At 74.2% G+C, this 24,522-nt stretch carries 17 protein-coding genes and 1 pseudogene; 11 read left to right on the top strand and 7 right to left on the bottom strand.

Going from position 1 to position 24,522, the window contains the following annotated elements; all coding sequences use genetic code 11:
• Positions 1-20 precede the first annotated feature (20 nt).
• From ACQEVU_RS00475 to ACQEVU_RS00485, 3 genes are all read right to left on the bottom strand, one after another.
• Positions 21-2,486, bottom strand: a complete 2,466-nt coding sequence (locus ACQEVU_RS00475; RefSeq protein ID WP_433318787.1) for an ATP-binding protein — start codon at positions 2,484-2,486, stop codon at positions 21-23.
• A 61-nt stretch (positions 2,487-2,547) separates the two neighbouring features.
• On the bottom strand, positions 2,548-3,273 hold the full coding sequence (locus ACQEVU_RS00480; RefSeq protein ID WP_433318790.1) for an ABC transporter ATP-binding protein: 726 nt from the start codon (positions 3,271-3,273) through the stop codon (positions 2,548-2,550).
• Positions 3,274-3,276: 3 nt separating this feature from the next.
• A complete protein-coding gene (locus ACQEVU_RS00485; RefSeq protein WP_433318793.1) occupies positions 3,277-5,964 on the bottom strand; it encodes an FtsX-like permease family protein in 2,688 nt (895 codons plus the stop codon).
• 101 nt (positions 5,965-6,065) lie between these two features.
• Here ACQEVU_RS00485 and ACQEVU_RS00490 point away from each other — a divergent pair, with 101 nt between their 5' ends.
• Entirely contained in the window at positions 6,066-6,641 is a 576-nt protein-coding gene (locus tag ACQEVU_RS00490) for a PadR family transcriptional regulator (RefSeq protein ID WP_433318796.1), read from the top strand.
• Here the strand turns inward: ACQEVU_RS00490 and ACQEVU_RS00495 are convergent.
• Entirely contained in the window at positions 6,631-7,749 is a 1,119-nt protein-coding gene (locus ACQEVU_RS00495; RefSeq protein ID WP_433318799.1) for an NAD(P)/FAD-dependent oxidoreductase, read from the bottom strand. The two genes, ACQEVU_RS00490 and ACQEVU_RS00495, sit on opposite strands and share 11 nt — an antisense overlap.
• Before the next feature lie 66 nt (positions 7,750-7,815).
• Between ACQEVU_RS00495 and ACQEVU_RS00500 the strand changes: the two genes are divergently transcribed.
• Positions 7,816-8,790, top strand: a complete 975-nt coding sequence (locus tag ACQEVU_RS00500) for a bifunctional heptose 7-phosphate kinase/heptose 1-phosphate adenyltransferase (protein WP_433318802.1) — start codon at positions 7,816-7,818, stop codon at positions 8,788-8,790.
• A gap of 10 nt (positions 8,791-8,800) precedes the next feature.
• Entirely contained in the window at positions 8,801-9,913 is a 1,113-nt protein-coding gene (locus ACQEVU_RS00505; RefSeq protein ID WP_433318805.1) for a DUF5925 domain-containing protein, read from the top strand.
• Between the two features lie 39 nt (positions 9,914-9,952).
• Here the strand turns inward: ACQEVU_RS00505 and ACQEVU_RS00510 are convergent, their stop codons facing one another.
• Positions 9,953-10,345 carry a hypothetical protein gene (locus tag ACQEVU_RS00510; RefSeq protein WP_433318808.1) on the bottom strand — a complete coding sequence of 131 codons (393 nt, stop codon included), beginning with the start codon at positions 10,343-10,345 and terminating at the stop codon, positions 9,953-9,955.
• 173 nt (positions 10,346-10,518) lie between these two features.
• Between ACQEVU_RS00510 and ACQEVU_RS00515 the strand changes: the two genes are divergently transcribed.
• Genes ACQEVU_RS00515 through ACQEVU_RS00530 form a run of 4 tightly spaced genes read left to right on the top strand, consistent with a single transcriptional unit; the run spans position 10,519 to position 14,251 of the window.
• A complete protein-coding gene (locus ACQEVU_RS00515; protein WP_433318811.1) occupies positions 10,519-12,897 on the top strand; it encodes a sensor histidine kinase in 2,379 nt (792 codons plus the stop codon).
• A 2-nt stretch (positions 12,898-12,899) separates the two neighbouring features.
• Positions 12,900-13,322, top strand: a complete 423-nt coding sequence (locus tag ACQEVU_RS00520; protein WP_433318814.1) for a roadblock/LC7 domain-containing protein — start codon at positions 12,900-12,902, stop codon at positions 13,320-13,322.
• Complete coding sequence (locus ACQEVU_RS00525) at positions 13,309-13,692, top strand: DUF742 domain-containing protein (protein WP_433318817.1); 384 nt, start codon at positions 13,309-13,311, stop codon at positions 13,690-13,692. Before ACQEVU_RS00520 ends, ACQEVU_RS00525 begins: the two co-directional genes overlap by 14 nt.
• Positions 13,673-14,251, top strand: a complete 579-nt coding sequence (locus tag ACQEVU_RS00530; RefSeq protein ID WP_433334730.1) for a GTP-binding protein — start codon at positions 13,673-13,675, stop codon at positions 14,249-14,251. Before ACQEVU_RS00525 ends, ACQEVU_RS00530 begins: the two co-directional genes overlap by 20 nt.
• A 636-nt stretch (positions 14,252-14,887) precedes the next feature.
• Here ACQEVU_RS00530 and ACQEVU_RS00535 read toward each other — a convergent pair.
• Positions 14,888-15,517: pseudogene (locus ACQEVU_RS00535) on the bottom strand (FAD/NAD(P)-binding protein); the annotation flags it as partial.
• Between the two features lie 143 nt (positions 15,518-15,660).
• On the opposite strand from ACQEVU_RS00535, the gene ACQEVU_RS00540 reads away from it, so the two are divergent.
• The gene (locus tag ACQEVU_RS00540) at positions 15,661-17,109 is read left to right on the top strand and encodes an amino acid permease (protein WP_433318820.1); all 1,449 of its coding nucleotides are present in this window, start codon (positions 15,661-15,663) and stop codon (positions 17,107-17,109) included.
• Positions 17,106-17,537, top strand: coding sequence for a hypothetical protein (locus ACQEVU_RS00545; RefSeq protein ID WP_433318823.1), 432 nt, complete (start codon positions 17,106-17,108; stop codon positions 17,535-17,537). Before ACQEVU_RS00540 ends, ACQEVU_RS00545 begins: the two co-directional genes overlap by 4 nt.
• Here the strand turns inward: ACQEVU_RS00545 and ACQEVU_RS00550 are convergent.
• Positions 17,534-18,190, bottom strand: a complete 657-nt coding sequence (locus ACQEVU_RS00550) for a hemerythrin domain-containing protein (protein ID WP_433318826.1) — start codon at positions 18,188-18,190, stop codon at positions 17,534-17,536. The genes ACQEVU_RS00545 and ACQEVU_RS00550 overlap by 4 nt on opposite strands.
• 101 nt (positions 18,191-18,291) lie before the next feature.
• Between ACQEVU_RS00550 and ACQEVU_RS00555 the strand changes: the two genes are divergently transcribed.
• Both ACQEVU_RS00555 and ACQEVU_RS00560 read left to right on the top strand, forming a co-directional pair.
• Entirely contained in the window at positions 18,292-22,284 is a 3,993-nt protein-coding gene (locus ACQEVU_RS00555; protein ID WP_433318828.1) for a BTAD domain-containing putative transcriptional regulator, read from the top strand.
• A gap of 144 nt (positions 22,285-22,428) precedes the next feature.
• A complete protein-coding gene (locus ACQEVU_RS00560) occupies positions 22,429-24,519 on the top strand; it encodes an MMPL family transporter (RefSeq protein WP_433318831.1) in 2,091 nt (696 codons plus the stop codon).
• Positions 24,520-24,522: the final 3 nt, after the last annotated feature.

Here is a 24,522-nt window from a genome sequence, read left to right on the forward strand (position 1 = left end):
GGGCGGGCGCTGAGCGAAACTCACGGGCAGTACGCGGGCAGGCGGACGACGAACGTCGTGCCGGGCTTGTCGCCGTGGTCCGTGACGGTGATCGTGCCGCCGTGGCGCTCGATGACCGTGCGGCTGATCGCCAGGCCCAGGCCGGTGCCGGGGACGCCCTGGTTGCGGATGTTGGAGCCGCGGAAGAAGCGCTCGAACAGCCGGGACCGCTCCTCCTCCGGGATGCCGACGCCGGTGTCGACGACGCGCAGTGTGACCCCGGCCACGTCGCTGTCGAGGCGGATCTCGACCCGGCCGCCGGCGGGGGTGAACTTGACCGCGTTGGTGACCAGGTGGTCCACGACCTTGCGCAGGCGGGGCAGGTCGCCGGAGACCGGGGCCGGGCCCTCGGGCAGGGCGAGCGTGACGTCGAGGTCCTTCTCGCGGGCCGCCCGCTCGTTGGCGTCGGCGACCTCGCGCACGACGGCGGCGAAGTCCAGCGGGCGCTCGACCATCGTGACGTAGCCGCTCTCCAGGCCGGCCAGGTCGAGCAGGTCGTCGATGATCGCGCGGAGGTTCTCCGCGTTGCGGGCGATGACGGCCAGGAACTGGTCGCGGGTCGTCTCGTCCTCGTGGTCGTGCAGGAGCAGTTCGGTGTACGACGAGATGGACGTCAGCGGCGTGCGCAGCTCGTGGCCGACGAGCGCGATGAACTCGTCCTTGGTGCGGGCCAGCTGCTTGGCGAGGTCCTCGGCGCGGCGGCGCTCCAGGAACTGCCCGACGTGCGCGGCGATGCCCGACAGCAGGGCTATGAGGGACTCCTCGGGCTCCTCGGCGGCGTCGCCGAAGAAGCTGAGCGTGCCGGTCACCCCGGCGCCGTCGCGGATCGGGATGGCCAGGCCCACGCGCAGGCCGTGGCGGGCCAGCTCGGGCAGGTTGAGCCGGCTGCCGGTGGCCGAGATGTCGGGGATCCAGGTCGGCTGGCCGGTCTCCCAGGCGAGGCCGGAGACGCCCTTGCCGGGGGCCAGCGGGTCGGGGTCCGGGATCTCGTACCCGGGCTCGGTCCACATCGCCGCGGCGCGCAGCACGTTGCCGACCTTGTCGACGAGCCACAGCTCGGCGTGCGGCCAGTGCAGCGTGGTCGCCACCGCCTCGAGCAGCTCCGGCCCGGCCTCCTCGATCGTCTGCGCCTGCTCGAGGATGCGCGAGACGGCCAGTTCGCACTCGATGAGCCGCTGGGCGCGGCGGCGGTCGGTGACCTCGTGCAGGGCGGCGACCGCGCCGAGGCGGGCGCCGTCGGAGTCGCGGATCGGCTGGGCGTTGACGGTGAACGAGCGGCGCGGCCGGTCCGGCAGGTGGATGACGAACTCGGCGTCGCGGATGTGCTGGCCCTGGAAGGCCAGCGACAGCGGCATCTCGCCGCCGCGCCGGGTCTGGCCCCCGCGCTGCGCCGTCCACTCCTCGGCGGTGCTCTGGTTGGCGTCGTGGCCGGTGATCTCGCGCATCGCCCGGTTGAACAGGATCAGCCGGCCGCGCTCGTCGCAGGCGACGACGCCGGCGTCGAGGTTGTCGAGCAGCGCGCTGAGGAAGTGCCGCTCCCGGGCGAGCTGGCGCTCGGCCGCGACCCGCTCGCTGATGTCGTAGATGAAGGCGTGGGCGTGCCGGCCGAGCGGGCCCTCGACGACGTTGAGCGTCAGCTCGACGGGGAACTCGGCGCCGGCGCGGTTCACGGCGTACAGCTGCAGCCGCTGGCCGATCAGGCGCGGCACCCCGCCGCGGGCCAGCCGGGTCAGCCCGGCGCGGTGGGCGGCGCGGAACCGTTCGGGGATGATCAGCTCGTGCACCTGGTGGCCGATGGCCTCCTGGGCGGACCAGCCGAAGGTGCGCTCGGCGGCGCGGTTCCAGCGGGTGATCTCGCCGCTCAGCTCGATGGCGATGAACGCCTCGAGGGCGGTCTCGAGTACGGCATCCGTCTCCGCGGCGGCGAGCGCGATGTCGTCGCGGGAGGTCTCGGCGGCGAGCATGACCTCGATGAGCCCGGCGCACTCGGCGACCGCGGCGATGTCGTCGTCGCTCCAGTGCCGGGGCACGGAGTCGGTCACGCACACCGCCCCCAGCGTGTGGCCGGCGCGGTCGTGGACGGGGTGGCCGAGGTACGCCGTGATGTGCCGGCTGTGCACCACCCCGAGGTCGCGCAGCATCGGGTCCTCGCGGGCGTCGGGGACCACGAGCGCGCGGTCCTCGCTGACCACGAACTGGCAGAACGAGCTCGTCGCCGGCTCGGCGCGGACCTTGTCGAGGTCGGGCGGCAGGCCGTGGCGGCCGATGACGTGCATGCGCTCGTCGTCGACGAGCGTGAGCAGGCCGACGGGCGCGACCACCGAGCGGGCGGCCAGGCGGACCAGGCCGTCGACGGAGGCCGATGCGGAGCTCAGGAGCAACTGGGCGCGTCGCAGCGCGCGGAGCCGCTCAGGCCGCGTGAGCACGCCGGTATCGAGCTGCGGCATTCCACCCCCAACCCGCGAGCACGTACGGATGATCGTACTCGCAAAACGGGGCAAAACCCGGCTAAAGCCGCAGCTGGGTGGCGCGCGCGAGCGTCGACTCCGGCGACTCTCCCTCGGTCAGGTCGATGTCCTCGACGAGCTTGCCGTCGGCGAGGCGGATGAGCCGGTCGCAGCGGGCCGCGATCTGCTGCTCGTGGGTGGCCAGCAGCACCGTCATGCCGCGCTCCTCGCGCAGCTCGAGCAGCAGGTCGAGAATCTGCGAGCCGTTGGCCGAGTCGAGGTTGCCGGTCGGCTCGTCGGCCAGCAGCAGCCGCGGCGCGCCGATCAGCGCCCGGGCGATCGCGACGCGCTGCTGCTGGCCGCCGGAGAGCTGCGACGGCAGCGCCTTCTCGCGCCCGGCCAGCCCGACGGCGTCGAGCAGCTCGCGGGCGCGCTCGCGCTTGTCGAAGCCGACCTTGAACGGCAGCACCGGCGCGATGACGTTGTCGAGCGCGGTCAGCGCCGGCAGCAGGTGGTAGCGCTGGAAGACGAAGCCGATCGTGCGCCGGTACTCGCTGAGCCGGCGCCGCCGCAGCGCGGTCACCTCGACGCCGTCGACGACGATCTTCCCGCCGTCGGCCGACTCGATCGCGCCGACGAGGTGCAGCAGCGTGGACTTGCCGGAGCCGCTCGGCCCGGTGACCGCGGTGAAGCTGCCCGCGGCGATCTCGAGCGAGAGCTCATCGGCGGCGACGATGTCCTGAAAACGCTTCGTCAGCCCGTCGACCGACAGCGCGGCACCCGGCATGGCTTACTCCTCGGCGAGCAGGTGGGCGGTGGGCATGCGCTGCAGCAGCAGCGCCGGTACGAGCGCGGCGGCCGTTGCCACCAGGGATCCGGCGGCGAGCGCGCCGGCCGCGGTCCAGATCAGGGCGTCGGTGACCGCGCCGACCAGCCAGGCGGCGCCGGCCAGGCCGAGGCCGGCGCCGAGCAGGCCGCCGAGCACGCCGATGCCGAAGCCCTCGGCGGCGACCAGGCGGCCCAGCGCGCCCGCGGTCCAGCCGGTGGCGCGCAGCGTCGCGAGCTCGGCCGCGCGGTCGCGAATGTTGAGGTAGAGCACGTCGGCGACGGCGAGCGCGCCCAGCAGGACCGTGGCCACGACGGCGATCGTGTCGACCGAGCGCACCTGCAGCGAGACGGCGTCGCCGAGCAGCGTGCCGATGATCGCGCCGTGGAAGGCGAACGTGATCGCGCCCAGCACGGTCGCCGCGGTGATGCCGATGGCCAGCGCGGCCGCGCCCAGCAGCGTCCGGCCCGGCACGCGCAGCAGGTTGCGCAGGCCCATCCCGACCGGCCCGCGGGGGCGCCCGGCCCGCCGCGGACGCAGCGCCACGGGCCGCAGCCCCTTCGCCGGGCGGGCCCGGGACGCGGCCAGCGCCGGCGGCAGACCGGCCAGGAGCGAAAGAGCCAGCGCTATCGGTACCGCAAGCAGCGCCCGCCCCCACGGCACCCGCACGTCGAGCAGGAGCCCGAGCGGGCCCGCGAGCAGCATCGTGCCGGCCCCGGCGACCAGCCCGATCGCGGCGACCTCGCCGAGCACGATGGCGAACACCCGGCGGGCCGGCCAGCCGAGCGCGGTCAGCGTGGCGAGCTCCGTGCGCCGGTCGCGGACCCCGGCGGCGACGGCGTTGGCCAGGAACAGGGCGCAGACCACGAGTACGAGCAGGAACAGCACCACGCTCTTGCGGTCCACGGCGCTGACGATGGCCGCGGCGACGCCCTTGCGGGTCCACAGCTCCGACAGCCGCAGCGCGGGCCGGCCCTTCGCGCCGGCGGCCACGTCCACCAGCTGCGGCACCGGCGAGGAGCCGTAGGTGATGTCGACGTCGAGGCCGGTCTCGGCGGCGATGCGCTCGGCCACGACCCGCACCCGCTCGCGCGACTCGGCGGTGAACCCGCTGACCCCGGCCACCCGCACCCGGATCGCCGAGATCGGCGCCTGCCGTGCGGTCGTCTGGCCCGCCTGGGCGAGCGCCTGGTCGAACGCGTCGAGCGTGGTGAGCAGCGTCGGCGGGGTGGAGAGGTACCCGGCCGGGTTGCCGTCCGGCCGCAGCGGCTGCCCGCCGAGCAGGTCGCGGGTGCGCTGGTCGCCGCCGGTCGCCTCGGGGGGCGCGTAGGTCTCCATCGGCACCCTGCTGAGCGGGTTGAACGCGGCGACCTTGCCGGGGTCGTAGGTGCCGACGATCTGTGTGCCGCCCAACCGATGCGCCTGGCTGACGGTGCGGAAGGAGGTGTCGTCGATCTGCCAGGGCAGGAAGATGCCGTGGATGTCGGGCGTGCGCCACGCCTCGCTGTTCTCCGGGACGGTGACGGCGCTCAGCGAGCCGTCGGGGTTCTCCCGGTAGGTGACGTCGCCGGTCAGCATGAAGGGGTTGAGGTACGCCCCGTGGCCGACCGTCGACGGGTCGGGCACGACGGTGCGGGTGTCGAGCACCGGCCCGTGCAGCGCGTCAAGAGCATCGATCGCGTCATGAGCCGCGGTGCCGGGCGGCGGGGCGTTCACGGCGATGCGGCTCACGGCGATGCTCAGGCCGTTGTCCGGATACGGCTGGTCGACCGCGATCACCGGCAGGATCGGCTCGTCGTACGACTTCGTGACGCGGTCGGACGCGCTGAGGTACCGCCCGGTGGTGACGGCGCGGTCCAGCCCGACCAGCTTCGCCTCCGCCACCGGGTCCACGGCGGCGAGCAGCATCGGCCGCGCCCAGGACAGCCCGACCCTCAGCTGGTCGAACGTCTCGACCGCGTTGCCCGGCGGCAGGCCGCCCTGCTGGAACCGCCCGTCCGCGGTCAGGTGCAGGATTTCGAGGTTGACGTTGTCGTCGTCGGTCAGCAGGTCGGACAGGATGCCGCCGGTGATCCAGTTGCAGACCGGCTGCCCGTCCTCCAGCACGCTGATCTCGCCCGAGCAGAGCGTCTCGCCGGGGATCACCTCGCCGCCGGTGAACGTCGCCCTCTTGGGGCCGTAGCCGTCGATGATCGGGAATGAGACCGGGTGCTTGGTGATGTAGACGAAGAAGGGCCGGCCGTCGACCGCGCTCAGGCCGCGGTCGGCCGAGAAGTGCCGGTCGACGCGGATCACCTGGCGGTCGAGCGACTTGTCGACCAGTCCGGTGATGTCGACGCCGCTGGCGGCGGAGGTGTTGGCGTAGCCGGCCATTGCGATCGGGGCGGCGACGTCCACGCCGTCGAGGCCGGCGATCGTGGCCAGCTGCGCCCGGCTGATCCCGCCGTAGATGCCGCTGAGCGAGTTGGGCCGGACCTTCTGCCGGTCGTTCTCCAGCTGGGTGCGCACCCCCTTGGGGCGCACCAGCACCTGGTACGCGGCGACGGCGGTCCGGTCGACCTCGCCGTTGACGACCAGCCGCGCCGTGCCGGTGGCTCCGGTGAGTACGGTGAAGCCGGTGGTCGCGGTGAGCACGCCCAACAGGAGCGCCACCGACCTCGCCGCACGCCCCCGTAGATGTGCCCAGATGAATGGGATCACGCCCCTACTCTGTCGCAATGCATTGTGACAATGCAAGGGGTAGAGTTTCGCGCATGCCGATCCATCACGCGGTGCTCTCGCTGCTGTCGCACGGCCCGAGCTACGGCTACGAGCTCAAGGGCGCCTTCGAGGCGGCGGTCGGCCCGCAGTGGGGGCCGCTGAACATCGGCCATCTCTACCAGATCCTCGACCGGCTGTCCCGCGACGGGATGGTGAGCTCGCAGCGGCACGCGCAGGCGGTGAAGCCGGACCGGGTGATGTACGAGATCACCGATGCCGGCCACGCCGAGCTGCGCCGCTGGCTGGACGAGGCGTCCCCGCGCAGCGGCGGGTTCCGCGACGACTTCTTCCTCAAGGTGACCGCCGCGGCCCGCTCGGGCGACGCGGACACGGTCCGCACGGTGCTGAGCCAGCAGCGCACCTATCTCATGCGCGAGCTGCGCAACCTCGACGGGCTGCGGCGCAAGGCCGAGGACCCGGTGGTGGCGCTGCTGCTGTCGGCGGCGAGCCGGCACGTGGAGGCCGACCTCTCCTTCGTCGACGACGCCGACCGGGCGCTGCTGCGCACGGAGGGCGCGCTGCCCGCGCCGGCGGTCCGGCAGCCGCGCGGCCTGTCTGCTACCGCGTAGGCCGCAGCTCGTCCGGGCTCAGGTCGGGCACCTCGTAGGGCTCGCCGAGCAGCTGGGCCGCGGCCAGGCGGGCGAGCGCCGGCGCGGTCTGGATGCCGGTGCCGCCGAGGCCCGCGAACCAGAACAGGCCGGCCTGGACCGGGTCCGGGCCGAGCACCGGCAGGCCGTCGGGCGCGAACGTGCGCAGCCCGGCCCAGCTCGTGCGCACCCGGTCGAGCGTCAGGGTGGTCGCGGCGGCCGCGCGCTCGACGGCGAGCCGCACGTCCTGCGGGGCGGCCACCGCGTCGGTCGGCGGCGAGGGGGCGGCGTCGGCGGGGGAGACGAGCAGGCCGCCGCGTTCGGGGCGGAAATAGAACGTGTCGCCGACGTCGATGACGAGGGGCCAGGCCGGCCCGATGCCGGCGGCGGAGGCGATCGCCACCGTGCGGCGCAGGTTGGTCAGGCCGGCCGGGGTCGCGCCCAGGCGGGCGGCCACGGCGTCGGCCCACGGGCCGGCCGCGTTCACGACCCGGCCCGCGGTCAGCTCGCCGCGGTCGGTGGTGAGCCGCCAGCCGCCCGCGCCGGGGTCGTGGACGCCGGCCTCCAGGCCGATGCCGGTGCGCAGGACGGCACCGGCGGCGGTGGCGCGGTCGCGGTACTGCCGCAGCAGCGCGTCGACGTCAACGTCCGCCGCCGTGCGCTCGACCGCGGCCCGGGCCACCGCGTCCGGGCGCAGCGCCGGGCACAGCGTGCGGGCGGCGGCCGGGTCGACCGCCCGCAACCCGGGATTGGCGGTCAGCAGCTCGTTGAGCGCGCCCAGGTGGGCCTCGCCGGCCACCCACACGACCGGGCGGGCCCGCAGCAGCGGCGTGCCCGACTCGGCGCCGAGCGCGTCGAGGATCGTGCGCGACGCCCGGGTCAGGGCCTGCACCGGCGGGCCGCCGAGGCTCTCGCACAGCGCGGCGATGGAGCGACCCGTCGTGTGGTACGCGAACTGGTTCTCCCGCTCGAGCAGCATGATGCGCAGCTGCGTCCGGGTGCCGCCCGACCGGTCCGCCAGCCGCCCGTCCAGCTCGGCGAGCTCGGCGGCGAGGGCCAGGCCGGCGATGCCCCCGCCGATGATCGCCACGTCTGCGCGTTCGATAGGAAGATTGTCGCAGGGAATGAAGCGCTCGGAGCCGGGTACCGGCGGGCGGTGCAAACCTCAGGCAACTTCGCCGCGCTGGCCGACGGCTGGCGCGACGCTTCGGTGCTCGTCGTCGGCGACGCCCTGCTCGACGGCTGGCTCTGCGGCACCCCGACCCGGCTCAGCCGGGAGGCCCCCGTGCCCGTGATCGCGCTGGAGACCACCCGCGAGGTCTGCGGCGGCGCGGCGAACACCGCGGCCAACTTCGCCGCCCTCGGCGCGCGGACCACCCTGCTCGGCGCGGTCGGCGACGACGACGCCGGCGCCCGGCTGCGCACCTGCGTGTGGGACAGCGGCGTGGCCGACCGCCTGGTGACCGCCGTCGGCCGCCGCACGGTGACCAAGCGCCGGGTGGTCGCCGACGACTACGTGCTGGTCCGCTTCGACGAGGGCGACACCGGCCCGCTCGCGCCGCTCGCCGCCGAGACGCTCACCGGCCGCCTCGCCGACGCCCTCGACACCGAACCGCGCCCGGACGCGGTCGTCGTCTGCGACCTCGAGCTCGGCACGCTCGGGCCGGGCCTGCGCGCGCTGCTCGCCGCCCGGCGCCTCGACCTGCCGCTGCTGGCCGTCGACGCGCACGACCTGCTGTCGTGGGCGAAGGTCGGCGCCGACCTGGTGACGCCGAACCGCGAGGAGGCGGGGCGGGCGCTCGGGCACGCGTTCGACCGGGAGCGCGACCGGGGCCAGCTGCTGCGCCACACCGGGGCGGCGGCCGTCGCGGTCACCCTGGCGGCGGAGGGCTCGGTGGTGATGAGCCTGGACGGGGAGACGTTCGGCACCGCGGCGCCGCCGGCGCCGGCCGCGCACGCCGCCGGGGCGGGCGGGGCCTACCTCGCCGGGTTCGTGCTGGCCCGCCTGGCCGGCGCGGGCCTGACCGAGGCGGCGGACGTGGCGCAGCGCTGCGCCTCGATGGCGATCCGGGGCGTGGGGACGGCCGTGGTGCCGCAGAAATTGGGTGTACTGCAGCGCGAACCCGCCTGATCCTTGACTGATGTCCATCGTGGAGCCCACCGCCGCGGTCCCCGTCACCAGCTGGGTCGACGACGGCGACGGCGTGATCGATGTGCTTGACGTCCTGGCGCTGTCGGCGTTCGTCAGCGGCCGGCAGCCGCACGCCCGCACCCGCCGCCTGACCAACCTGCGCAAGGACGCGACCCTGCTGCCCGACGGCGCCGTGGTGCTGCGCGAGGCCGTGGACGACCAGGACCGCTCGACGCTGGCCGCCGGCGAGGGCTGGACGCTGCGGGCGACCCGCTGGCATCACAGCCGCAACGCCACGGTCACCGTCACCGCCGTCGACGCGGAGCTGGCCGACCGGATCCTGGCCGGTGCGGTCGAGGGCGCCGAGGAGGCCGAGGCGCCGGCCGACGACTCGGTCCCGATCGGCTTCTGGCACGCCGCGCAGCACGGGCCGCGGCGGCGGGAGCGGCGCATCACCGCGCCCGACTGGCCGGAGATCCGGGCCAACTACGCGGCCAAGACGGCCGAGGCGATCGACCGGCTCATGGCGCTGGACGCCGAGCACGTCGCCGGGCGGCTCCTGCTGCTGCACGGGCCGCCCGGCACCGGCAAGACCACGCTGCTGCGCGCCCTGGCGCGGCGCTGGCGGGACTGGTGCCAGGTCGACTGCGTGCTCGACCCGGAGCGGCTCTTCGCGGAGCCGGCGTACCTCATGGACACCGCCCTGGGCATCGACGGCGACGAGGGCGGCGGGCGGCGCTGGCGGCTGCTGCTGCTCGAGGACTGCGACGAGCTGATCCGCGGCGAGGCCAAGCAGGCCACCGGGCAGGCGCTGTCGCGGCTGCTCAACCTCACCGACGGGCTGCTCGGGCAGGGTCGCGACGTGCTCGTGGCCATCACCACCAACGAGGATCTCGCCCGGCTGCATCCCGCGGTGGTACGCCCCGGCCGCTGCCTGGCGCAGCTGCACGTCGCCCCGCTGCCGTTCGACGAGGCGGCCGCGTGGCTGGAGGCGGCCGGTGTGGGCGCGGACGGGATCGGGCCCGACGGCGCCACGCTCGCGGAGCTCTACGAACGCCGCGACGGAGGCCCGCAGTTCGTCGTGCCCGCCGACGAGCCGGCCGGGGTGGGCCTCTACCTGTGATACAACTACCTGTCATATAAACTCGCGTCGATGCCGCCGCTAACCCAGCGTGACGTCGGCCAGCGGCCCGTCGCCCTCGCAGTGCACGACGACCCGGACCTCCCGCCCGTCGGTCTTGAAGGTGACCCGCGACTGTGGCCCCGGCGCGCGGTCGGCGCTCTCGATGTGGAATCCGTTCGCCGGGCTGAGGTACTGCACCCGCACCTGCCCGTTCAGGCACCCGGCCACGACGTTGCCGCCCGCCGTGCGCAGGATCTGCGGCGTGCCGGGCGAGGGCGACGGGGAGGGCGGCGGGCTCGCCCCGGGGGCCGGCCGGGTGGCGTCGAGCAGGGCGTTTCGTGCCGCGGTGGTCTCGTCGAGGCCGTAGGCGCTCAGCGCCGCCGCGACGATGATCCATGCCCCGATCGCCAGCACCCATCGTGCAACCCGCATGGCGCGACGGTGCCCGGGGACAGAATTCGTACACCGGGCGAAGGGCGAAAAACCGTACGAGACCGCTTTCGACCTCGGACGTCCGGCCTGGTGACTTCAGGCCCTTCCTGTCCGTATCATGCCCGAGGCGCCACCCCTCCGCTGCCCCGCGACCCCTGCGAGGAACCGACCGCATGAAGAGCCCTTCGTGGAGAATCCGCACGTGGTCGATCCGCGCGAAGATCATCACGCTGCTGCTGCCGCCCCTGGCCTCGCTCGTCGTGATGTGGGTGTTCGCGACGACGCTGACCGCCGGTGACGCCGCCGAGCTGTTCAACAGCCAGACGTACTACGCGCTGAGCGGCAAGCCGTCGGAGAACGTCATCGTCGAGCTGCAGCGCGAGCGCACGCTGACGCAGGTGTTCCTGGCCACCGGACGCCAGGAGGGCCGGCCGGAGACCACGGCGCTCAACGACCAGCGGGGCAAGGTCGACGGGGTGCTCGCCGACTTCCGCCGCCGCGCCGCCGACTCCGACCTGCAGGACGCGATCCCCGAGGTCGCCCGCGGCCGGCTCACCGAGGTCGTCGCCGCGTTCGACCGGCTCACCAACGAGCGGCAGGCGATCTCGCTCGGGCAGATGGACCGGGCCGGGGCCATGGAGGCGTACAACCGCCCGATCGACGCGATCTACCGGTGGTACAACTCCCTGCCCGGCATCAGCGACGCCGCCCTCACCCGCAACGCCCGCACGGTCATCGCCACCAGCCGCGGCCGCGAGATGCTCGCCCGCGAGGACGCGCTGATCAACGGGACCGCCGCGGCCGGCAAGTTCCAGAAGACCGAGAGCGCCGACCTCATCGCCACCATCGGCACCAAGCGCGACCTCTACGCAAGCGCGGTCGTCGAGCTGCCGGCGGACGGCGTGACGCTCTGGCAGCCGATCGCGGCCAGCGACTCCTACCGGCGGGTCCAGGAGCTCGAAAACAAGATCATGTCGGACGCCCGGGCCGGCGTGGCGCTGCCGATCGACGTCAACGCCTGGCGCGACGCCTACGACAAGCTGTTCGAGCAGCTGCGCGACTTCGACCTGCGCTTCGGCGAGGTCATCGTTGCCAACGCCGGGCCGGTCGGCACCGCGATCGTGCTGCGCGTGGTCGCCGCCGGCATCCTCGGCCTCATCGCGGTGCTCGTCTCGATCCTGCTGTCGATCCGGATCGGCCGCTCGCTCATCCGGCGCCTGGTCGGCCTGCGCCAGGACGCGCAGAACCTCGCCGACGTGCGGCTGCCCGAGCTCGTCGCCCGGCTGCGACAGGGCGAGAAGATCGACGTGGTGGCGGCGGCGCCGCCGCTGGAGTACGGCACGGACGAGATCGGCAAGGTGGGCAACGCCTTCAGCGCCGTCCAGCGCACCGCCGTGCAGTCCGCCGCGCACGAGGCGCAGCTGCGGCAGGGCCTCAACGAGGTCTTCCTCAACATCGCGCGGCGCAGCCAGACGCTGCTGCACCGCCAGCTCGGCCTGCTCGACCGCATGGAGCGGCGCACGACCGACCCGGACGAGCTCGAGGACCTCTTCCGCGTCGACCACCTCGCCACCCGCATGCGCCGCCACGCCGAGGACCTGGTCATCCTGGCCGGCGCCGCGCCCGGCCGCGGCTGGCGCAACCCGGTGCCGATGGTCGACGTGATCCGCGGCGCGGTCTCCGAGGTCGAGGACTACTCGCGGGTCGGGTTCCTCGCCCTGCCCGAGGCGTCGCTCGTCGGGCGGGCCGTCGCCGACGTGATCCACCTGCTGGCCGAGGTCATCGAGAACGCCACCACGTTCTCCCCGCCGCACACCCGGGTGCAGATCAGCGGGCAGCTCGTGCCCAACGGGTACGCGATCGAGATCGAGGACCGCGGCCTGGGCATGGCCCCGGAGGCGATCGACGAGGCCAACCAGCGGCTGCTGCAGCCGCCCGACTTCGACCCGGCCAACAGCGCCCGGCTGGGCCTGTTCGTCGTGGCGCTGCTCGCCGCGCGGCACGGGGTGCGGGTGACGCTGCGCGCCTCGGCCTACGGCGGCATCACCGCGGTCGTGCTCGTCCCGCCGCACCTCATCACCGCCGCGACGCACGAGCTGACCGCGCCGACCCCGGCCGAGGAGCAGCAGGCCGCCGCGGAAGCGGTCCTGGAGCTGGACCCGGCGGACGTGATTCGCCCGACGCTGACCGACGTCGGGGCCGCCAACCACATTGCCGTGACCCCGCCGCCCGCCGTCCCCGCCCCCCGGGAGCCGGTGGTGGAGGAGGCGGCGGTGGTGGTGGAGCTGGAACTGACCGACGACGGGCTGCCGCGGCGGCGCCGCCAGGCCAGCCTCGCGCCGCAGCTGCGCGAGCGGCCCGAGGAGGAGATGACCGTGGACGGCATCCCCGCCGCCCAGTTCGCCGCCACCGGCGTCGGTGGGCGCTCGCCCGAGCAGACCAAGGCCATGATGACCTCGCTGCAGGCCGGGTTCACCCGGGGCCGCCGCGACGCCGGGCAGATCGACATCGAGCTCGGCGGGCCGACCAACGAACCGGAAAGGGACGCATAGAGGTGACGCACTCGACGAGCCGCACCGGCAAGCTCGACTGGCTCCTCGACGATCTCGTCGAGCGGGTCGAGTCGGCGCAGCACGCCGTGGTGCTCTCCGCCGACGGGCTGCTCATGGGCGCGTCCAGCGGGCTGGGGCGCGACGACGCCGAGCACCTCTCGGCGGTCGCATCCGGATTCCAGAGCCTGGCCCGCAGCGCGGGCCGGCAGTTCAACGGCGGCGCGGTCCGCCAGACCATCGTGGAGATGGACAACTCGTTCCTGTTCGTCACCGCCGCCGGACAGGGCGCGTGTCTGGCGGTGCTCAGCGCCGCCGACTCCGACATCGGCGTGATCGCCTACGAGATGGCGATGCTGGTGACCAGGGTCGGGCAGTACCTCACCGCACCGTCGCGACCGGGCCCCTCACACGATGCCGCAGGGTGAACACGACTGGCTGGACTCCGACGCCGGCCCGGTGGTGCGCCCGTACGCCGTGACGGGCGGGCGCGCCAGGCCGGCCGCCGGCGCCTTCGACCTGGTCGCCTTCGTGGTGAGCCGGGTCGACGGCTCGGGCGAGCAGCACCTGCTGCCCGAGCAGCGCGCGATCCTGGCGCGCACCAGCGAGCCGGTGTCGGTCGCCGAGCTCGCCTCCCACCTCGATCTCGCGCTCGGCGTTGTGCGCGTGCTGCTGGGCGACCTGCTCCAGCAGGGGCTCATCGAGATGCACGAACCGGAGTACGACCAGTCCGTCGGGCCGCAGCGGCCCGACGATCGCATCCTCAAGGCGGTTGTCAATGGCCTCCGAGCGCTCTGACGGTCACGTTCCCCTCGCGGTGAAGATCCTCGTCGCGGGTGGGTTCGGCGTCGGCAAGACCACGCTCGTCAGCGCGGTGAGCGAAATCCGACCCCTGCAGACGGAGGAGGTCCTCACCAACGCGGGCGTCGGCATCGACGACGTCCACGGGGTCGAGGGCAAGCGCACGACGACCGTCGCCATGGACTTCGGCCGGATCAGCATCAACCAGGACATCGTGCTCTACCTCTTCGGTACGCCGGGCCAGGACCGCTTCTGGTTCCTGTGGGACGAGCTGGCCCTGGGCGCGCTCGGCGCCGTCGTGCTGGCCGACACCCGCCGCCTCAACGACTGCTTCCCGTCGGTGGACTACTTCGAGCGGCGCAGCACCCCGTTCCTGGTCGCCGTGAACTGCTTCGACGGCGTGCAGAAGCACAGCGCCAAGCAGATCTCCAAGGCCCTCGACCTCGACCCCGACGTGCCGGTCGTGTTGTGCGACGCCCGCGACCGCCGGTCGGCCAAGGACGTGCTGATCGCGCTGGTGGAGCACGTCATGACCCTCAAGCAGGTGGCGGCCTAGCGCGCCGGCCTGGGCCCGGATCTCCGGCACCGCGGTCGTCTCCCACCAGGCGCCGCGCCGGACCGGGCCGACCGCGAAGAGCCAGTCGACCGGCTCGCCCCCGCGGTCGATGAGCCGCCCGCGCCCGTCGACGTCCAGGCCGATGCCGGTGGCGTCGCGGCGGGCCAGCCCGTCGTCGAGCAGCGCCCGGCCGAGCGGCCCGGCGGCCGCGCCGGTCGGGCCCGTGCAGTTGACGATCGCGCCGTAGGGCGCGGTGGTCTCGTCGATGGTGACCGCGAAGCCCTGCTCGCTGCGGCGGATCGCCCGGATGTGGCCCGAGCGCAGCGTCAGCGCGCCGCCGCGGCGCAGTTCGCCCACCGTGGCCGCGACGGCCGGCGCCATGCGGTGGCGGTGCACCTCCCAGTGCGCCCGGGCGTGGCGCAGCACCCGCCGCCGGGCGTCCACCGACAGCTGCCACCACAGCTCGTCCAGCTGGGGCCGGAGCGCGTCGACGGCGGATCGCCAGTCCGGCTGCGCGGCGGCGAAGCGGCGCACGGCCCGCAGCAGCCCGGCCGCGTCGCCGCCGTGGTAGGCGAACCCGGCCGCGCCGGCCGGCGGGCCCGCGAGGTGGGCCTGGGGGAGCAGCCCGCGGCGGGAGACGGCGACCAGCGGCGCGCGGCGGCCTCGCCCGGCGAGGGTGATGGCGACGTCGACCGCGGTCAGCCCGGTGCCGATGAGCAGCACCGGCCGGTCGGCCGGCACCCGCTCCAGCGCGCCCGGGCTCCACGGGTTGGCGACGTAGTAGGGGTGGGTCCGCACCGCGGAGGTGATCGCCAGCGGCCCGGCCGGCGCGCCGTGGCCGACGGCTAGCACGACCCGGTCGGCCGGGACCGAACCGCCGCCGCGCAGCAGGACGGTGCCGTCGGCGCGCACCCGGGCCGCGCCCGCGCGGACGTGGGCGAAGCTCACCCGGCGCAGGCGGTCATGCAGATAGTCGCCGTAGACGGTCCGGGGCGCGAAGTCGGCCGGCCCGACGGGCAGGCCCTGGTCGCGGCACCAGTCGACGAAGTCGGCGGGCTCTCCGGCCAGCGCGCTCATCGCCGCCGCGCGCGAGTTCAGCAGGTGGGCGGGGTCCTTCGTGCGATACGCCGCGCCCCGCCCGAGCTCGTGGAACGGCGCCGGATCGACGATGACCACCTCGCGCGCCGCCTCCGCGCGCAGGTGGATCGCCGCCAGCGCCCCGCTACAGCCGCCGCCCACCACGACGGTCACCTCCGAGTGTCCCATCGGCCGTCGCCCCTTCGTCAAATTCCTATTTAACCGATAGATTTAATGGTACTCCAGAGAGCCGGCGACGTGTAGCTTCGCGATCCTTCGGGCATGTCCCTGAAATGTCGTCGCTATTTCGCACCAAATCGGTCGAACAGTCGATGCGCGACACCGACGAACCCGGCCACAAGCTGCGCAAGAACCTCTCCGCCTTCGACCTGACCGTCTTCGGCGTCGGGGTGATCATCGGCACGGGCATCTTCGTGCTCACCGGACAGCAGGCGGCGCGCAACGCCGGCCCCGCCATCGTGCTGTCGTTCGCCCTGGCCGGCGCCGTGTGTGCCCTGGCCGCGCTGTGCTACGCGGAGTTCGCCTCCACGGTGCCGGTCGCCGGCTCGGCGTACACCTTCTCCTATGCCACCCTGGGCCAGTTCGTCGCCTGGATCATCGGGTGGGACCTGTGCCTGGAGCTGGCGCTGGGCGCGGCGGTGGTGTCGCGGGGCTGGTCGGCGTACCTGCAGGAGCTCTTCGACCTGCCGTCCTGGCTGGCCGGCGACAAGGCCCGCCCGGACTTCGGCGCCGCGTTCATCGTCGTGGCCCTGACGATCGTGGCCATCCTCGGCGCCAAGCTCTCCGGCCGCGTGACCGGCGCGCTGGTGATCATCAAAGTGGCGGTCGTGCTGTTCGTCATCGGCCTGGGCCTGTTCTTCATCAAGGCGGCGAACTACACCCCGTTCATCCCGCCGGCGAAGGCCGCGGCGAAGGAGTCCGGCGGCGACGCGCCCCTGCTGCAGGTGCTCGCCGGCATCACGCCGCAGCACTTCGGCTGGTTCGGCATCGTCGCGGCCGCCTCGATCGTGTTCTTCGCGTACATCGGCTTCGACGTCGTCGCCACCACCGCCGAGGAGACCCGCCGCCCGCAGCGCGACGTGCCCGTCGGCATCATCGGCTCGCTGGTGATCTGCGCGGTGCTGTACATGGGCGTGTCGTTCGTGGTCACCGGCATGGTCCACTACGGCGACCTGGACACCGCCGCCCCGCTGGCCAAGGCGTTCGACCTGGTCGGGCAGGGCTGGGCGGCCGACCTGATCTCGCTCGGCGCGGTCTGCGGCATCACCTCGGTGATCCTGGTGCTGCTGCTGGGCCAGGCCCGCGTCTCGTTCGCGATGGCCCGCGACGGCCTGCTTCCGCCGGTGCTGGCGAAGGTCCATCCCCGCTTCGGTACGCCGTGGGTGATGTCGACGATCACCGGCGCCGTGGTGATGGTCCTGGCCGCGTTCGTGCCGCTGTCGGAGCTCTCGGAGCTGACGAGCATCGGCACGCTGTTCGCGTTCGTGGTGGTCTCGCTCGGCGTGATCGTGCTCCGGCGCACCCACCCGGACCTGCCCCGGGCGTTCCGGGCGCCGCTGGTGCCGTGGCTGCCGGCCCTGAGTGTGCTGGCGAGCGTCTGGCTGATGCTGAACCTGCCGGTCGTCACCTGGGTGCGGTTCGTCGTGTGGATGGTGATTGGGCTGGTGATGTACTTCGCCTACGGCATGCGCCGGGCCACCCTGAGCGCCGAGCGGCCGGGTGGCGGATCGGTCGGTACTGCTGCAAAGCTGACACCATGACCGATTGGGGCCTGCAGTCCGACGACTACCATTTCGACCTCAATCCGGACGATTATGCCGACCCGCAGGCGGTGTTCGGCCACGGCCCGCTGACCCCCGAGTCGTACGGGCACGCCGGCCTGCACGCCGCCGGCGAGGACGACGCGCCGTCGGCGGGCGGCATGGCCGGCGACGCCGAGACCGTCGGATACGACTCCGACGGCGACGGGCGCGCCGACATGCTGCTCGCCGACACCGACCACGACGGGCGCGCCGACGTGGCGATGTGGGACACCAACCACGACGGGATCGTCGACGAGGTGGCGTACGACCAGGACCACGACGGCAAGATCGACCTGATCTACCACGACGACGACTACGACGGCCACGTCGACCGCATCGAGACCGCCGACGGCACGAGCGACCTGCCCGGCTACGCGTCCAACTAGATGGTCCGCACCTTGCGCATCCGCTTGGCGTAGGCGCGCTTGCCGACGGTGTACCACAGCAGGCGGGCCGGCAGCGGCAGCGGCGACAGGAAGCGGGCCGTCTCCTCCGGCGTGGCGTCCTCCAGCAGCGCGCCGAGCAGGAACAGCAGCTTGTCCTTCGGCGTCTTTTCCATGCCCGACTCGCCGAGCGCGGCCCACTCCTTGACGGTGATGTGCTCGTAGACCAGCGGCAGGATGTGCCGCTCCTCCTCGTCGAGGTGGATCAGCAGGTCCTCGCGGTGCCGGCGCAGCGCGTCGGCGAGGGCGTCCCGCTCGGCCGCGCCGGCCGTGCGCTCCCAGGCGGTGAGCCGCCGCTCGACCTCCTCCAGCCCCTCGGCCACGACGTGGTGCTGCTGCTCCATGCGCAGCACGAGCTCGGCGTCGAGGTCGACGCGGGCGAGCAGCTTGGGCCACAGCAGCTCGTCCTCGGCGGTGTGGTGGTGGTGCAGCCCCTCGATGTACTCCCGGGCGAGCCCGGCCAGCAGTACGGCCCGCGCGGTGTCCCCGACCCGGGCGGCGGCGACGAGATCGGGCAGGTTGCGCGACTCCCGCCGGAAGACGCGGTGGACGACGACCATCTCCTGCACCCACGGGCGCTCAACGGTGGCGGTCATATCGGCAGCTCCTTAACAAGGCGATCGGATGCTTTACGGTCGCCGGACTGTCTTGTAGCGGTCTTGGAGCCGGCTTGTCGGCGGTTACGATGGCGCGCGTCATGCTGATGCGGGTGCTCGGGCCCTTCGAGGCCGAGGTAGGACGCGACGGGCCGGTGGACATCGGCGGCCGCCGCCAGCGCGCCGTGCTCGCCCGACTCCTCGCCGCCCGCGGCGACGTGGTCTCCGTCGACCGGATGATCGACGATCTGTGGCGCGGCGAGCCCCCGCCCCGGGCCATCGCGTCCCTGCAGGTGTACGTCTCCAACCTCCGCCGCTTCCTCGAACCCGACCGCGAACGCCGCGCCCCCGCGCGCCTGCTGGTGAGCGCCCCGCCCGGCTACGCGATCCGCCTACCGTCCGACGCCGTGGACGCGTGGCGCTTCGAGCAGCTCCTGGCCGACGCGCGAGCCGCCTCCCGGGACGACCCCCGCCGCGCCGTCGCGCAGCTGCGCGCGGCCCTGCGGCTGTGGCGCGGCGACGCCTACGCGGAGTTCGCGGGCGAGTCCTGGGCCCAGCCCGAGGCCGTGCGCCTGGAGGAGCTCCGCTTCGCCGCCCGCGAACTGCTGCTGGACGTCGCGCTGCGCACGGGCGCGGCGGCGGAGGCGGTCGCGGAGGCCGAGCTGCTGACGCGCCAGGCCCCGCTGCGCGAGGAGACGTGGCGGCTGCTGGCCCTGGCGTTGTGGAGCACGGGGCGGCAGGCGGACGCGCTGGCGGCGCTGCGCCGCGCCCGGACGGTGCTGGCCGAGGAGCTGGGCCTTGACCCGGGCCGCCCGCTGCTGGACCTGGAGTCGGCGATCCTGTCGGGCCGCGAGGATCTGCTTCCGGCGCTCGGCGGCCCGTCCGCCGGTTCCGCCCGCGGGTCGATTGCTGCGGCGAGATCCGATATGTCGGGCGCTGGCGCGCCCGACATATCGGATATTTCGTATTTGCGCGGATGGTCGGCTTCGGCGAGCCGGGACGATGATCAAGGGCCGCGCGGCGCCGGCTCCTCGGCCGATGCGGGGCGTAACCCGGGCATGGATCGCGCCGAAGCCGGCGGTGGTCCTGTCGCCGGGATCGGCGGCACGGGCGCGTCGCGCAACGCGGATGCTGCTGCTGGTGCGCGGACTGGTAACGGGGACGCCGCGGCTCGTGCGGGGACTGGCGGCGCGGACGCCGCGGCTCGTGCGGGGGCCAGCGGCGCGGATGCCGCGGCTCGTGCGGGGGCCGGCGGCGCGGATGCTGCGGCTCGTGCGGGGACTGGCGGCGGGGATGCCGCGGCTCGTGCGGGGGCCGGCGGCGCGGATGCCGCGGCTCGTGCGGGGGCCGGCGGCGCGGATGCTGCGGGCCGTGCGGAGATCGGCGGAGAGGGTGCGTCGGGCGGCGTGGACCCCGCGGTGCGTGCGGGGATTGGTGGAGGTTCGGACGCGTCGCGTGGCGCGGATGGCGAGGTCCGGGCGGGGAGTGGCCAAACGGGCCTGTCCCATGAGGCGACGCCCGCCGCCGGCGAAACGCGCATATCGTATAAATCCGAAATGTCGGGCGCGCCAGCGCCTGACATTTCGGATCGCAACACCATCAGCGGAGGCGCCGACCACTTTGTCGGCCGGAGCGACGAGCTGGCCGCGCTGCTGGCCGCGGCCGCCGACCGGCCCCAGGTCGTACTGATCACGGGCGAGGCCGGCGTCGGCAAGACGAGCCTGCTGCGGCGCTTCCGCAAGGAGCTCGCCGCGCAGGGCTGGCTGGTCGCCGTCGGGCGCTGTCCCGAGGTCGAGGGCGCCCCGCCGGCCTGGGCGTGGGTCGAGGCGCTGCGCCGGCTCGCCGCCGAGGTGCCGCCGGGGGAGCTCAGCGCGGCGCTGCGGCCCCTGCTCGAGGAGGACCCCGGCGAGGAGCGCGAGGACGCCGCCGCCGGGCGGTTCCGGCTGCATCGGGCCGTCGTCGGGTGGCTGCGCAGCGCGGCCGAGAACCATCGGCCGGTGGCCATCGTGCTCGACGACCTGCACGCCGCCGACGGGGAGACGCTCATGCTGCTCGCCGCCGTGGCCGAACTCGTCGAGCGGGGCGGGCCGCCGCTGCTCATCGTGGGGGCGCTGCGGCCGGCCGACAACCGGGAGCGGCTCGCGGCGACGATGGCGGCGCTCGCGCGGCGCTCGCCGGTGCGGGTGGCCCTCGACGGGCTCGCGGGGGCCGACGTCGCGCAGCTGATCAGGGCGTTCGTGGGCGGGGCGGTGGACGAGGAGACCGTCGCGGCGCTGACCGAGCGGACCGGCGGGAACCCCTTCTACGTGCGGGAGTCGGCGCAGCTGCTCGCCTCCGAGGGGGCGCTCGTGGCCACGTCCGAGGTGCCCGAGGGGGTGCGCGACGTCCTGCGGCGGCGGCTGTCGCGGCTGCCTCAGCCCGCGGTGGCCGTACTGCGGCTCGCCGCCGTGGTCGGGCGCGAGGCCGACGTCGAGACGCTGGTCGAGGCGGCCGACACCGACGAGAACGGGGTGCTCGACGCGCTCGAGGCGGGGCTCATCGCGGGGCTGCTGACCGAGCCGGCGCCCGGGCGCGTGCGGTTCGTGCACGGGCTGGTGCGCGACACGATGTACACCGACCTCGCCCAACTGCGCCGGACCCGCATGCACGCCCGGGTCGCGGCAAGCACGCGGCGGCTGCGGCCAGACGACTATCCGGCGCTGGCCCACCACTACGCCCGCGCGGCGTCCTCGGAGACCGCGGCGCTGGCCGTCGACTACGCGGTGCGGGCGGCGGAGCTGGCCGAGCGCCGGTACGCGTACGACGCCGCGATCGAGGCCCTCCAGGGCGCGCTGCCGGCCGCGGAAGTGCTGCCCGGCGACCGCGACGCGATGCTCATCGACCTGCTGGGGCGGCTGCTGCGCGCGCAGGCCCGCGCGGGGGCGGTGGCGGCGGCCCGGCGCACCCGGGACCGGGCCGTGGACGTGGCGGTCGCGTCCGGGCGGGACGAGCTGCTGGTCGCCGCGTTCACCGCGTGGACGGTCGCGACGCCGTGGCAGATCCGGCAGTACGCCATCCGCGATGAACGCATCATCGGGCTGCTCTCCGGCCTGCTGCGCCGCGACGACCTTGACCCGGAGGACCGGTGCCGGCTGCTCGACGCGCTCAACAACGAGCTCGACGGGGAGGGCGATCCGGCCGGCGTCGCCGCGGGGATCGAGGCGCTCGAGATCGCGCGGGCCGTCGGGGATCCGCGGCTGCTCGCGCTCGCGCTGACCGCGCGGGCGCGGACGCTCTCGTTCGACCGCGACGGCGACGTCGAGCGGCGCGAGCAGATCGCGATCGAGCTGCAGGGGCTGGCCGAGCGGCACGGGCTCGTGTCGTACCGTTGGATGGCCGACCAGATCCTCGGCAACTGCGCCGCGGCCACCAACCGCCCGGACGACGTCGCCGCGGCGGTGTCCCGGCAGGTGTCGCTGGCGCGCGCGTACCACCTGGCCGAGGCGTTCGCGATCAACCTCGCCAACCAGGCCGCGCTCGCGCATGTCGAGGGGGACTTCGCCCGGGCGCAGGCGCTGTACGACGAGTGCCGGGAGCAGTTGCGCCGGCAGGGCTCGATCCACGCCGACTCGTTCCACTTCCTGGCCACCGTGACGCTCGAGATCTCGCAGGGCCGCGCCGGGCGGATCGTCGAGCTCGCGCGGGCGGGGCGTGACAGCCTCGGGCCGATCGGCGACGACGCCTACGCGTTCGCGCTCGCCGCCGACGGGCAGCTGGACGCGGCGCGGGCGGTGCCGATCGGGGAGTACCCGATCCGGCCCGACTACTTCGAGTCCGGCCTCTACACCGTCCGCGGCCTCGCGGTCGTCGCGCTCGGCCGCGCCGACCTCGCCCAGGCGGTCATCGACGCGCTGATGCCGGTGCGCACGCAGCTGGCCGGCTTCTCCAGCACGTCGATCGCGATGCAGCCGGTGGCGCTCACGCTCGGCGAGCTGTTCCGGCTGCAGGGGCGCGCGGAGGAGGCGACGGTGCACTTCCAGCTCGCCGCGGACGTGGCTACCCGCTGGAACGCGCCGCACTGGCTGGCGGCGGCGAAGTCGGCGCTGGCCGCCTGAGCGCGCACGCCGCGACGAGGGCGAGCGCGCCCGCGGCGGCTTTAAGCGCCGGAAGCCGACGGCGGTGACCCCGGCTAGTGGACTCCAAGTGGGCTGTAAGAGCGGCGGGGGAGTGTGTCACCCAGGACCAATCTGGAGGACATCATGGCTCGTTTCCTTGGCCGCCTCGGCGGGGCGGCCGCCGCCCACCCCTGGCGCACGATCGGCGCGTGGCTCATCGCGCTCGTCGCCTTCACGGCACTGTCGACGGTGTTCGGGGGAACGCCGCACGACGACTACAACGTCCCGGGCACCCAGTCGCAGGCCGGGACCGAGTTCCTGCGGGCCAACTTCCCGCAGATGTCGGGCGCGGACGCGCGCGTCGTGGTGCACGCCGACAAGGCGCTCGACCCGGCGGCGCTGGAGGCGCTGCGCGAGCGGCTGGGCCGGATGCCCGGCGCCGGCGTCGTCGCGCCCGCGCGGCTGTCGGCCGACGGTGACACGGCGCTGATCGGCGTGCAGTACGACATCCCGGTCACCGACTTCCACGGCACCGAGGGCATGGACGCGCTGCGCGCCGCGGCCGAGCCGCTGAACCGTGACGGGGTGCAGGTCGCGTTCGGCGGGCAGGTCGCCGAGAACATCTCGGCGCCGAGCGGCACCGCCGAGGGCGTCGGCATCGTCGTGGCGCTGCTGATCCTCGTGCTGGGGCTCGGGTCGGTGATCGCGGCCGGGCTGCCGCTGGTCGTCGCGATCGCCGGGCTGGGCATCGCGACCGCGGTCGTCGCGCTGCTGGAGAAGGCCACCGACATCAGCGGCACGGCGCCGACGATCGCCACCATGGTCGGGCTCGGCGTCGGCATCGACTACGCTCTGCTGCTCGTCGCCCGGCACGTCGAGGGGCTGCGGCGGGGGCTCTCGCCGCGGGAGGCGGCCGCGCACGCCAACGCCACCGCCGGCGCCTCGGTCGTCGTGGCCGGGCTGACCGTCCTCGTCTCGCTGTTCGGCCTGAAGCTCTCGACGCTGCCGGTGTACTCCTCCTTCGGCTACGCCACCTTCGCCGCCGTCGCCGCCGTCATGGTCGCCGCGCTCACGCTCGTGCCGGCGCTGTGCGGCCTCGCCGGGCACCGAGTGCTGCCCCGCAAGGCGCGCCGCGGCACGGAGCGGGCCACCGCGCACGGGGGCCTCACCGCGCGCTGGGCCGCCGGCGTCGGCCGGCGCCCGATCCTCGCCGCGCTCGGCTCGCTGGCCGTCCTCGCGGTCCTCGCCGCGCCGATGCTGGGTATGCGCACCTGGCCGCAGGACGCCGGCAGCCAGCCGGCGTCGAACACCACGCGGCAGGCGTACGACCTCGTCGCCTCGGAGTTCGGCCCGGGCGCCAACGGCCCGCTGCTGCTCGCCGTCGACCGGCGCAAGGTGACCGACCTCGACGGGCTGGTCGCGCGGCTGCGGGCCGAGCCGGGCATCGCCGCCGTGGCGCCGCCGGCGGTCAACGGCGATGCCGCGGTCATCGCGGTCGAGCCCAAGACCGGGCCGCAGGACGAGGCGACCACCAAGTTGCTGGCTCACCTGCGCGCCGACGTGCTGCCCGACGGGGTGCTCGTCACCGGGCTCGTCGCGGTGTTCGCCGACATCTCCGACCGGCTCGCCGATCGGCTGTGGATCGTCGTCGCGTTCGTCGCCGGGCTGTCGCTGCTGCTGCTCACCGTGCTGTTCCGGGCGCCGGTGGTGGCGCTCAAGGCGGCGGTGATGAACCTGCTGTCGGTCGCGGCGGCGTACGGCGTGATGACCGCGGTGTTCCAGACCGACGCGGGCGCCCGCGCGGTCGGCCTGCCGCACGAGGTGCCGGTGTCGAGCTGGGTGCCGATCCTGCTCTTCACCGTCCTCTTCGGACTGTCGATGGACTACGAGGTGTTCCTGCTCTCGCGGGTCCGCGAGGACTGGCTCGCCACCGGCGACGCGCAGGGCAGCGTGGTCCGCGGCCTGTCCGCGACCGGGCGGGTCATCAGCAGCGCGGCGGCCATCATGGTCGCGGTGTTCGTCGGCTTCGCGCTGGACCCCGACGTGACGGTGAAGATGACCGGCGTCGGCATGGCGGCCGCGGTGCTCGTCGACGCGACGGTCGTGCGGCTGGTCCTCGTTCCGGCCACGATGGCCCTGCTCGGGCGCGCGAACTGGTGGCTGCCGAGCTGGCTGGACCGGCTCCTGCCGCGCGTCGAGGTCGAGCGCGCCGAGGAACCGGTCCTGGTCGGCTGAACC

Origin of the sequence: Dactylosporangium sp. CA-139066 (assembly GCF_050936175.1) — a bacterium.
Taxonomy (GTDB): Bacteria; Actinomycetota; Actinomycetes; order Mycobacteriales; family Micromonosporaceae; genus Dactylosporangium.